10 protein-coding genes are annotated in these 11,213 nt (G+C 70.5%); 5 read left to right on the top strand and 5 right to left on the bottom strand.

Features of this window, described 5'->3' with window-relative positions; all coding sequences use genetic code 11:
- The 3 genes from AB0H32_RS10770 to AB0H32_RS10760 all read left to right on the top strand — a co-directional run.
- The coding region (locus AB0H32_RS10770) for a class I tRNA ligase family protein (RefSeq protein ID WP_361117515.1) at positions 1-418 on the top strand (418 nt) is incomplete at its 5' end.
- 47 nt (positions 419-465) lie between these two features.
- Complete coding sequence (gene metG / locus AB0H32_RS10765; protein ID WP_361117512.1) at positions 466-2,082, top strand: methionine--tRNA ligase; 1,617 nt, start codon at positions 466-468, stop codon at positions 2,080-2,082.
- Positions 2,083-2,205: 123 nt separating this feature from the next.
- Positions 2,206-2,898 carry a nucleotidyl transferase AbiEii/AbiGii toxin family protein gene (locus tag AB0H32_RS10760; protein ID WP_361117508.1) on the top strand — a complete coding sequence of 231 codons (693 nt, stop codon included), beginning with the start codon at positions 2,206-2,208 and terminating at the stop codon, positions 2,896-2,898.
- A gap of 84 nt (positions 2,899-2,982) precedes the next feature.
- On the opposite strand, the gene aspS is transcribed toward AB0H32_RS10760, so the two are convergent.
- Positions 2,983-4,746 carry an aspartate--tRNA ligase gene (gene aspS, locus AB0H32_RS10755; protein WP_361117506.1) on the bottom strand — a complete coding sequence of 588 codons (1,764 nt, stop codon included), beginning with the start codon at positions 4,744-4,746 and terminating at the stop codon, positions 2,983-2,985.
- A 335-nt stretch (positions 4,747-5,081) separates the two neighbouring features.
- Here aspS and AB0H32_RS10750 point away from each other — a divergent pair, with 335 nt between their 5' ends.
- Positions 5,082-7,280, top strand: coding sequence for a SpoIIE family protein phosphatase (locus AB0H32_RS10750; protein WP_361117504.1), 2,199 nt, complete (start codon positions 5,082-5,084; stop codon positions 7,278-7,280).
- 11 nt (positions 7,281-7,291) lie between these two features.
- Here AB0H32_RS10750 and AB0H32_RS10745 read toward each other — a convergent pair whose 3' ends face one another.
- Positions 7,292-8,338 carry an AI-2E family transporter gene (locus AB0H32_RS10745; RefSeq protein WP_361117501.1) on the bottom strand — a complete coding sequence of 349 codons (1,047 nt, stop codon included), beginning with the start codon at positions 8,336-8,338 and terminating at the stop codon, positions 7,292-7,294.
- A gap of 198 nt (positions 8,339-8,536) precedes the next feature.
- Here AB0H32_RS10745 and AB0H32_RS10740 point away from each other — a divergent pair, with 198 nt between their 5' ends.
- Positions 8,537-8,962, top strand: coding sequence for an SRPBCC family protein (locus AB0H32_RS10740; RefSeq protein ID WP_361117498.1), 426 nt, complete (start codon positions 8,537-8,539; stop codon positions 8,960-8,962).
- 92 nt (positions 8,963-9,054) lie between these two features.
- On the opposite strand, the gene AB0H32_RS10735 is transcribed toward AB0H32_RS10740, so the two are convergent.
- The 3 genes from AB0H32_RS10735 to AB0H32_RS10725 form a co-directional block, all read right to left on the bottom strand.
- A complete protein-coding gene (locus tag AB0H32_RS10735) occupies positions 9,055-9,327 on the bottom strand; it encodes a hypothetical protein (RefSeq protein ID WP_361117495.1) in 273 nt (90 codons plus the stop codon).
- A 198-nt stretch (positions 9,328-9,525) separates the two neighbouring features.
- Entirely contained in the window at positions 9,526-10,497 is a 972-nt protein-coding gene (locus tag AB0H32_RS10730) for a pirin family protein (protein WP_361117492.1), read from the bottom strand.
- A 146-nt stretch (positions 10,498-10,643) separates the two neighbouring features.
- The gene (locus tag AB0H32_RS10725) at positions 10,644-11,117 is read right to left on the bottom strand and encodes an SseB family protein (RefSeq protein WP_361117489.1); all 474 of its coding nucleotides are present in this window, start codon (positions 11,115-11,117) and stop codon (positions 10,644-10,646) included.
- Positions 11,118-11,213: the final 96 nt, after the last annotated feature.

The following is an 11,213-nucleotide window of genomic DNA, read 5'->3' as shown; positions in this document are numbered from 1 at the left end:
GATCGCCTCGCTCCTCGCCGAGTACGAGTCGCACATGGAGACCCTCCAGTTCCGCAAGGCGGCCGCCGCCCTGCGTGCCCTGTGGTCGGCCGGCAACTCCTACTTGGAGGAGAAGGCCCCCTGGCTGGAGATCAAGACCGACAAGGACGCCGCGGCCCTCACCCTGCGTACCGCGATGAACCTGATCCACCTGTACGCGGTGGTCTCCGAGCCGTTCATCCCGTCGACGGCGAAGACCATGCGCGAGGCGTTCTCCCTGGCGGACGACACCGCGGCCTGGGTCACCGCCGAGGAGGCGAAGGCGCTGTCCTTCGTCCCGGCCGGCACCTCCTTCACCGTCCCGCCGGTCCTGTTCGCCAAGCTGGCCGAGGAGGACCTGCAGGCGTACAAGGAGCGCTTCGGCGGCGCACCGGAGTAGGAAAACCAGGAATTCCCCGGCATGCGGCGCGACTAAGCTTGCCGGGCATGCAGACCAGGGGACCGAAGTCCGATGATGCGGAGTCGTTCTATGTGACGACTCCCATCTATTACGTCAACGATGCTCCTCACCTGGGCCACGCCTACACGACCGTCGCGGGCGACGTGCTCTCCCGCTGGCACCGTCAGCGCGGCGAGAAGGTGTGGTTCCTCACCGGCACGGACGAGCACGGCCAGAAGATCATGCGCACGGCCGAGGCGAACGGGGTCACCCCCCAGCAGTGGGCCGACCGGCTCGTCACCGATGCCTGGAAGCCCCTCTGGGAGCACCTGGAGATCGCGAACGACGACTTCATCCGCACCACGCAGCGGCGGCACACCGACCGCGTCCAGGAGTTCGTGCAGGACCTGCACGACAGGGGCGAGATCTACAAGGGCGGCTACGAGGGCCCGTACTGCGTCGGCTGCGAGGAGTACAAGCTCCCGGGCGAGCTGCTCGACGGCGAGGGTGAGTTCGCAGGTCAGAAGCTGTGCCCGATCCACCGGAAGCCGGTGGAGATCCTCAGCGAGGAGAACTGGTTCTTCCGCCTGAGCGCGTACGGCGACAAGCTGCTCGCCCACTACGAGGCGAACCCCGGCTTCATCCAGCCCGAGTCCGCGCGCAACGAGGTCGTGAACTTCGTCCGCCGGGGCCTGCAGGACCTCTCCATCTCCCGCTCGACGTTCGACTGGGGCGTCCCGGTCCCCTGGGACGACAGGCACGTGATCTACGTGTGGGTCGACGCGCTGCTGAACTACGCCACGGCGGTCGGCTACAACGAGAACCAGGAGAAGTTCGAGGCGACCTTCCCGGCCGACGTCCATCTGGTCGGCAAGGACATCCTCCGCTTCCACGCGGTGATCTGGCCGGCGATGCTGATGGCCCAGGGCCTTCCCCTGCCCGGCAGGATCGCCGCGAACGGCTGGCTGATGGTCGGCGGCGAGAAGATGTCGAAGTCGAACCTGACCGGCATCAAGCCGCAGGACCTCACCTCGCACTTCGGCGTGGACGCCTACCGCTGGTACTTCCTGCGCGCCATCGCCTTCGGCCAGGACGGCTCCTTCTCCTGGGAGGACTTCGCCGCCCGCTACACCTCCGAGCTGGCCAACGACTACGGCAACCTCGCCTCCCGCGTGGCCGCCATGGTCGGCAAGTACTTCGGCGGCGCGCTGCCGGCGTCCACGGCCGACGGGGAGGCGGAGCGGGCGGTCCACGAGGGGCTGGCGAAGGCCGTCGCCGAGGCCGACCGGCGCATCGGCGACGAACTGGACTTCCAGGGCGGCATCCTGGCCGTCTTCGACTTCGTCAAGCAGGTCAACGGCTACATCACGGAGCAGGAGCCGTGGAAGGTGGCCAAGGAAACCGGTGACGAGGGCCGGGCCCGCCTGGCCGCGATCCTCTACACGGCGGCGGAGTCCCTGCGTGCGGTGGCGGTCCTGCTGAACCCGGTCATGCCGCAGACCTCGCAGGAGCTCTGGGACTCCCTCGGCGCCGAGGCCGCCCTCGGCCCCCTGGCCGAGCAGCGGATCCAGGACGCCGGCGAGTGGGGCAGGCTCCCGGCGGGCTCCACCGTCACCAAGGGCGCGGTGCTCTTCCCGCGCCTGGAGGAGAAGCCGGCCGGCTGAGCCGCAGGCGGACCAAGGGCCCGGGGAGCGCGTGCCCTGGCGGCTCCTCAGTGGCCGCCGCTCCCCGGGGAAGTTGCCGCGCCGGACCCGCGAGTGCGGCGGAAAGCCGGAAAAGATCGTCCCGTGAACATTCCCGAAGCCCATCGGCGGCTCCTCGCGGACGTCGTCGCCGTCGGCATCCCGTACGTCCTCGTGCTCGCCGGCGGTTACGCCCTCCAGGCGCACGGCCTGCTGCAGCGCCCGCACGCGAACCTCGACTTCGCGACGGAGAGCTCCGAGCCCATGGAGCGGATCGCCCGGGCCGTCGGTGCGGCCCTGGAGGCGCGGGGGCGGCAGGTGCGGGCGGGGGCCGGCACCGCGCTCACCGCGCAGCTGACCGTCACCGACCCTCCGACCGGACAGCCCTGTGCCCTCGCGCTGCACAAAGAGGCCTTCTGGCAGCCGCCGCACCTCACCGGGTACGGGCCCGCCCTCTCCCTGGAGGACGCCGTCGGCACGAAGATCCGCGCGCTGTACGACCGGGGCGCGGCCGTCGACCTGATCGACGCGCAGGCGGCGGCGACCCGCTTCTCCCTTCCCGACCTGGAGGAACTGGGCCGCCGCCACGCCCACGACCCCTTCGACCTGCCCACCCTCCAGTCCCGTCTGACCGGGACGGACTGGTACGCGGACATGGACTTCATCCGCTGCGGCCTGACCGAACCCGAGGTCGCCGCCCTGCGCGCCTGGGCCCAGCACTGGTCCGACGACATCGCCGAGCGGCTGCTGGAGGACGGTGCGTCCCCCGACGCGGAGAACGAGCAGGGCGGCGAGTAGGCCGCCCTCGTGCCCGGTGCGGGTGCGCAAGCTGAAGGGCCCGAAACCGGTGCCGGTTTCGGGCCCTTCCTGCCGAACTGTGCGCTACTTCGGCTGCGGCTTCCGGATGGACAGGTGCAGCTCCCGCAGGCGGGTCTCGTCCAGCTCGGTGGGCGCGCCCATCATCAGGTCCTGCGCGTTGCCGTTGAGCGGGAAGGCGATCGTCTCGCGGATGTTGGGCTCGTCCGCGAGGAGCATGACGATGCGGTCCACGCCCGGGGCGATGCCGCCGTGCGGCGGGGCGCCGAAGCGGAACGCGCGCAGCATGCCCGCGAACTTCTCCTCGACGGTGTCTCGGTCGTAGCCCGCGATCTCGAAGGCCTTGAGCATGATCTCCGGCTCGTGGTTCCGGATCGCGCCGGAGGACAGCTCGACGCCGTTGCAGACGATGTCGTACTGCCAGCCCAGGATGTCCAGCGGGTCCTGGGTCTCCAGGGCCTCCAGGCCGCCCTGCGGCATCGAGAAGGGGTTGTGCGAGAAGTCGATCCCGCCGGTCTCCTCGTCCTTCTCGTACATCGGGAAGTCGACGATCCAGCAGAAGCGGAAGACGCCCTCCTCGAAGTGGCCGGCACGCTTGGCGGCCTCCACCCGGACCGCGCCCATGATCTTCGAGACCTCGTCGAACTCGCCCGCGCCGAAGAAGACGGCGTGGCCGGGGGCCAGGGAGAGCCGCTTGGTCAGCTCGGCGACGTTCGCCTCGGTCAGGAACTTCGCGATCGGACCGGAGAGCGAGCCGTCCTCGGCCACGCGCACCCAGGCCAGGCCCTTGGCGCCCTGCTCGACGGCGTAGTCACCGAGCTGGTCGAAGAACTTGCGGGGCTGTGCAGAGACGTCCGGCACCGGCAGCGCGCGCACGTGCTTGCCGGCGAACGCCTTGAACTCCGAGCCCTCGAAGACATCGGTGATGTCCACCAGCTCCAGCTTGGCGCGCAGGTCCGGCTTGTCGGAGCCGTACTTGAGCATCGCCTCGCGGAACGGGATCCGCGGGAAGGGCGAGGTGACGTGGCGGCCGCCGCCGAACTCCTCGAACAGCTCGGTCATGAGCTTCTCAATGGGCTGGAAGACGTCCTCCTGCTCGACGAAGGACATCTCCACGTCGAGCTGGTAGAACTCGCCCGGCGAGCGGTCCGCGCGGGCGTCCTCGTCACGGAAGCAGGGCGCGATCTGGAAGTAGCGGTCGAAGCCGGAGATCATCAGCAGCTGCTTGAACTGCTGCGGGGCCTGCGGCAGCGCGTAGAACTTGCCCGGGTGCACACGGGAGGGGACCACGTAGTCACGGGCGCCCTCGGGGGAGGTGGCGGACAGGATCGGCGTCGCCATCTCGTTGAAGCCCATCGCCGCCATCTTGTGCCGGATCGCGGAGATCACGGCCGTGCGCAGCATGATGTTGCGGTGCATGCGCTCGCGGCGCAGGTCCAGGAAGCGGTACTCCAGGCGCCGCTCCTCGTTGACCCCGTCCTCGGCGTTGATCGTGAAGGGCAGCGGGGCGGCCGCGCCGAGCAGCTCGACCTCGCCGACCTCGACCTCGATCTCGCCGGTGGGCAGGTCGGGGTTCACGTTCTCGGTTCCACGTGAAACAACCTGACCGTCGACGCGGACCGAGGACTCCTTGGAGATCTTGTCCAGGGCTTCGTAGGCGGGCGTACCGGGACGGGCCACCAGCTGGGTGATGCCGTAGTGGTCGCGCAGATCGATGAAGAGGATGCCGCCCAGGTCGCGCCGATTGTGCAGCCAGCCACTCAGCCGGACGTCGGTACCGACGTCAGAGGCGCGGAGCTGGCCGCAGGTGTGGGACCTGTACCGATGCATCGTCGTTCATCGTCCTTCGTGGTGGGGTGATGAGTGCCGGGGCTGCCGCCCCGACGGGAACGGGCACGGGGCCCGGACCCATCAAGGGTACCGGGCAGCCCAAGATCGGCTCCCCACCATTTCCCCCGTCCCGCCCGGCCGGCTTTCCCCCTCCCGCCCGGCCGGCTTTCCCCCGTCCCGCCGGCTGGATTCTCCCCGTCCACCCACCCGGCTTCCCCCGCCCCCGCTCCCGGCTCCGGACCCGGCCCTTGGCAGCACCTCCAGGCACGGTGACGCTCATCAATCAGAACTTCGCACACTGGCACCTATCCATAAGATCTTCTTAAAGTGGGGCAATGCGCACACGCGAGCCCCTACCGTCCGTAGGTGACGTCCTCGCAGCCCTCGCGACCGGACTGTGGCACTGGGACACGGCCGCAGACCTGGTCACCGTGGACGCGGAGGCGGCGCGGCTGCTCGGGCTGCCCGCGGAGCCGACCACCCTCACGGAGGGCCAGACCCGGGCCCGCATTCATCCGGTCGACTGGAACGAGATCACCGGGGTGGTCCAGCTCGCGGTCGCCGAGGGCACGCTCGCCGAGGTGCGCATCCGGATCATGGACGAGCAGGGGCGGGTCGTCCGGGTCGTCCGCAGCCGTTCGAAGCCCTCCTACGACCCCGAGCGGCAGGCGTACGAGCTGGTCGGCACCCTCCAGGAGGTCACCGAGCCGACCCCGGGCACGACGGCGGCCCGCAGCGCGGTCACCGGGGACTGGCGGCGCTCCCGGGAGGCGTTCCTGCTGGACGCGGGCCGGGCGCTGGCCGAGGCGCGGTCCACGGCGGAGGTGCTCCGGGTGGCGGGCGGCCTGTCGATGCCGGGGTTCTCCCCGGACGGGCTCGTGGTGTTCGGGGCCGACGGCGACCGGCTGACGATCATCGGCCAGCACGGGCACGAGCCCGGCGACATGAACCCCTTCTCGAACATGCCGCTGGCCACCGCCTATCCGGCGGCCGAGGTCGTGCGCACCGGACGGGCCGTGTACATGTCCTCGCCGACCGACTACAAGGCCCGCTACCCGCTCACCTGGCCGCTCGCCCGGCCCTTCGGCCGCCACTCCTGGGCGTTCCTGCCGCTGACGGTGGCGGGGCGCACCATGGGCGCCTGGATGGCGGCGTTCACCTACCCGGTGGCGTTCACCCCGGACGAGCGCGCCGTGCTGACGACGGTGGCCCGGATGCTCGCCCAGGCCCTGACCCGTGCGGGCGCCGCCGAGTCGGAGCGGGAGCTGGCCGAGGGCCTGCAGCGCTCCATGCTGCCCTCGCTGGGCCCGGAGATCCCCGGGATACGGGTGGCCGCCCGCTACATCCCGACGGGCGGCGGGCTGCAGGTCGGCGGGGACTGGTACGACCTGATCCCGCTGCCCGGGGGCACCTCCCGGACGAAGGCCGGGGGAGGCAGGTTCGCGCTGGTCATCGGGGACGTCCAAGGGCACGACGTCCGCGCGGCGGGCCTCATGGGCCAGCTCCGTATCGCGCTGCGCGCCTACGCGTCCGAGGGCCACCGCCCCGACGCCGTGCTCACCCGCGCCTCCCGCTTCCTGCACGGCATCACCCACGACGAGCACCTGACCGACCTGCGGTTCGCGACCTGCCTGTACGTGGAGGCGGATCCCGCCACCGGCATGCTGGAGATCGCCCGCGCCGGGCACCCGGACCCGGCGATCCGCATGGCCGACGGCACGGTGGTGATGCGGCCGACCGCGGGCGGACTGCCGCTGGGCATCGACCCGGACGCCGACTATCCGACGACCCGGTTCACGCTGGAGCCCGGCGAGACCATGGTGCTGTGCACCGACGGCCTGATCGAGACCGGCGGGCACGACCTGGAGAGCGGCTGGCGGCGCATCCGCGCGATCCTGGAGGACTTCGACGGGGGCAGCACGGACCCCGGGCGCGGCCTGGAGGTGCTGGCCGACGCGCTGGTGCAGGGCGTGCACGGGCCGTCCTCGCACCACACCACCGGCCCGTTGGCCGACCGCCGCGAGGACGACATAGCGGTCCTGCTTCTGTCCCGGCCCGAGGAGGGCCTGGACCACGGCGGCAGGGGCACGGCAGGGCCGCGGGCGCGGCGCACGCTGCTGTCGGTGGCGCAGGACGAGCCCGAGCGGATCGCCGAGGCCCGCCGGCACCTGCGCGAGCTGCTGCACGACTGGGACGGCACCGAGCAGGTGGATGCGGCGGTGCTGCTGGTCTCCGAGATGGTCACCAACGTCCTCGTGCACACCGACGCCGACGCGCTGCTGCTCGCCGAGGTCACCGGGGGACCGGCCGGGCGCCGGCTGCGGGTGGAGGTCACGGACGGCGGCGACGACCTCCCGCACATCCGCCGCCCCGGGGAGCTGGCCTCCTCCGGGCGCGGCCTGGTGCTGATCGAGCTGCTCGCGGACGAGTGGGGGGTGGATCCGCGCGGCGAGCACAAGAGCATCTGGTTCGAGCTGTACGAGTCCGAGGGGGCCCGCCTGTACGAGTCCGAGGGGGCCCGCGCCGGTCCGTAGCCCCCGCCCGGCTAGGGGTCCGACGGCTCGGGCACCCCGTAGCGCGCCCGCAGTTCGTGCACGACCGCGAAGGCCGCCGCGGTCAGCGGCACCGCGAGCAGCATGCCGAGGATGCCCGCGACGGACGCCCCGGCGGTGATCGTCAGCATCACCACCGCGGGATGCATCTGCACGGTCCGGCTCTGGATGGCGGGCTGGAGCACATGCCCTTCCAGCACCTGCACCGCGAGGACGACCCCGAGCGCCCACAGCGCGATGACGAAGCCGCGGTCGGCGAGGGCGACCAGCACGGACACCGTGCCGGAGAGAAAGGCGCCGAGGTAGGGGATGTAGGCGGTGACGAAGACCAGTGCGGCGAGGCCGACCGCGCCGGGCACCCGCAGGATCAGCAGGCCGATGCCGATGCAGGTGGCGTCGATGAGGGCGATCAGGGTGGTCCCGCGCATGAACCCCTCGACGGCTCCGTAGGCGCGTCGTGCCGTCGCCTCCAGGATGTCGGCGGTGTTCCCGGGCGCGACGGCGCGGAGGTTCTCCACCACCCGGTGCGAGTCGCGCAGGAAGAAGAAGACGAGCAGCAGTGCGAGCACGGCGATCGCGAGGGACTCGCCGACCACGCTGACCCCGCTGATGACGTTGGAGGCGGCGGTCCCGCCGAATTTGCCGAGCAGCGTGCGCGCGTTGCGGGCGAGGTCGTCGAGCCCGGTTCCGGCGGCCCCGAAGTGCTGGGCGACGGCCCTGGCGGCGCTGCGCAGCGAGGCGATGATCTGGTCCCCGGTGTCGATGAGGGCGGCGACGACGATGTAGACGGCGCCGCCGACGACGGCCACGACGGCCACACAGGTCAGCCCGGCCGCGAGCGACCGCTGCACCCCCGCCGCCACCAGCCTCCGGTGCAGGGGGCCGAGCAGCGCGGTGCCCAGCAGCGCGAGCAGCACGGGCGTGACAGCGGTACGGAACTCCGCGCACAGCCGCACCCCCACCCACCCGACCCCGGCGACGAGCAGCAGCACGACACACCAGGCGGCGAGGCGGCGGACGGGCTCGGGCAGCAGCGACACGCCTCCAGCGCACCACGCGGTGCCACGGCTGTCCCCCGCACGAGTCCGGCCGGGTGAGGCTCCCGCCGGTTCGGCCCGTCTCCCGGGCCCGGAGCGCGGGGCGCTGTGCGGATCTGTGGTTGCTGGGGGACCGGCCCGCGGCGCAGGCTGGAAGGAACCGAGGGGCCCGGTCCACCGGGCCAGGAGGTGAGGTTCGCGATGAGCAGGCTCGAAGAGCACATCGACATCGACGCCCCCGCCCGGAAGGTCTGGGACCAGCTGCACGACGTCGAGTCCTATCCGACCTTCATCGAAGGCGTCCGGCGCGCCTATGCGCGGGGCAGCAATCGCGCCCGTCTCGACGTCCAGACCGGGGGTGTACAGCGGGAGTTCGAGGCCGTCCTGGCCGACCGCGGCAACGACCAGATCATCACCTGGCAGACCCAGGGCAGCCCGGAGCTGAAGGGCGCCTTCTCGGTGCGGTCGCTGGACGGGGACCACAGCCAGGTGCAGATCCGGATCGAGTACGAGCCCACGGACATCCACGACACCTTCGGCGGCCCGCGGGGAATGGCGCAGGTCCACCGGATCGAGAACACGGTCAGGAGCGACCTGCAGCAGCTCAAGAACCTGGTGGAGGGATAGCGGCAACCCCCGAGGGGCCGAGCCCTTCGGGGGTTGCCATGAACGGGTTCAGCCCACTTGCCACCAGTCAAGTGGTGCTTGACACCGCCCTCTTACCAGCCCTTGTTGTCGCAGCCCATGCTCGAGCCGTTGTGGGTGTACTGCGCGCCGGGGCTGCCCTCGCCATTGAGCACGTTGGCCAACGCGCCGTTGAGGATCCCGACCTCGCCGAGGAGGTCGAGGTCCAGGTCGTGCGACTTGCAGTTGGAGCTCTGCATGACGTGCCCTTCTCGGCCGGATCCGTCGGCGTGGGCGGTGCCCGCGCTCAGGAGTCCGACGCTGCCGAGGGCAACGACCAGAACAGCGGTCTTGCGAAGCTTGTGCATGTCATCTCCATGGAGTGAGTGGATACGGTCTGCCACAGATCGACCCCTTACAGCCATGGAGATTAATATGAAATAAACACAAATCGGACAACGACACGCCGCCTTGTCGGGGCGGCACGACGAGGAAGCCCCGTCCGGATCCCGGACGGGGCTTCCTCTAGAGTTCGGCCGGCCCGGCCGGCCCGGTCGCCGAAGGGGTTACAGCCCGCCCTCGGTCATGCCGTGCACGGCCGGGATCGTGCCCAGGCGGCCCTTCTGGAAGTCCTCGAAGGCCTGCATCAGCTCGTCCTTGGTGTTCATGACGAACGGGCCGTAGTGCGCCATGGGCTCACGGATGGGCTGCCCGCCGAGCAGGACGATCTCCAGGTCCGGCGTGTGCGCGTCCTGCTCCTCGTCCGCGCGCACGGTCAGCGAGGAACCGCTGCCGAAGACGGCGGTCTGCCCCATGTGCACGGGCCGGCGGTCCGTACCCACGCCGCCGCGGCCCGCGAGGACGTAGGCGAGGCCGTTGAAGTCCTCGCGCCAGGGCAGGGTGATCTCGGCACCCGGGGCGAGGGTCGCGTGGATCATCGTGATCGGCGTGTGCGTGATGCCGGGGCCCTGGTGACCGTCCAGCTCACCCGCGATGACACGCAGCAGCGCGCCACCGTCGGGGGACGTCAGCAGCTGGACGCTGCCGCCGCGGATGTCCTGGTAGCGCGGGGGCATCATCTTGTCCTTGGCCGGGAGGTTCACCCACAGCTGGAGGCCGTGGAAGAGGCCGCCGGACGTGACGAGATGCTCCGGCGGGGCCTCGATGTGCAGGAGCCCCGAGCCCGCGGTCATCCACTGGGTGTCACCGTTGGTGATGGTGCCGCCACCGCCGTTGGAGTCCTGGTGGTCGAAGATCCCGTCGATGATGTAGGTGACGGTCTCGAAGCCGCGGTGCGGATGCCAGGGGGTGCCCTTGGGCTCGCCCGGCGCGTACTCCACCTCGCCCATCTGGTCCATCATGATGAACGGGTCGAGGTGGCGGTAGTTGATCCCGGCGAATGCCCGGCGCACCGGGAAGCCCTCACCCTCGAAACCGCTCGGCGCGGTCGTGACGGCCAGCACGGGACGGGCCACGGCGTCGGCCGGAGCGTTCACCCGGGGCAGAGTCAGCGGGTTCTCGACGGTCACTGCAGGCATGGTCGTACCTCCTTGGGCGCCCACTTTAGTTGAGCGTTGAACTTTCTGCCACTCCCAACAGAGAAAGCCCGGAGGGAATTCCCTCCGGGCTCCACGGTGGCGGGCGGGCGCGTCCGTCTCGGCCGCCGTCTGCGCAGCGACGGCATCTATCCGTACATCCGGCGCATCGCGAAGTCGACCATCTGCTCGACCGCCTTGGCGTCGAACACCATCCGGTGCTCGCCCTCCATGTCCAGGACGAAGCCGTAGCCGGTCGGCAGCAGGTCGATCACCTCGGCGCCGGTGATCACGAAGTACTTGGACTCCTTGCCCGCGTACCGGCGCAGCTCCTTGAGCGAGGTGAACATCGGGATCACCGGCTGCTGGGTGTTGTGCAGGGCGAGGAAGCCGGGGGTGTCGCCGCGCGGGCAGTACACCTTCGACGTGGCGAGGATCTGCTGGAAGTCCTCGGCGGACATCTGCCCGGTGGTGAAGGCGCGCACCGCGTCCGCGAGCGAGGGCGGGGACGGCTCGGGATACAGCGGCTGCTGGCCGTAGCCGCCGACACCGCCGGCCATCGGCTGCTGCGGGGGCGGGGCGTATTGCTGCTGTGCGCCCAGGTTCTGGTCGTAGCCGTACATGGGCGTAAGCGTACTGAGTCACAGATGACCGGTTCGGGGTTGCTTCTTATTACCGACGGGTAGCATCATCGGAACTACTTGTTGGTACGTGAACCA

This window comes from Streptomyces sp. NPDC020362, assembly GCF_040642095.1.
Taxonomy (GTDB): domain Bacteria; phylum Actinomycetota; class Actinomycetes; order Streptomycetales; family Streptomycetaceae; genus Streptomyces.
The sequence above is the reverse complement of the archived record's forward strand: the minus strand, read 5'-3'. Positions and strand labels throughout refer to the sequence as shown.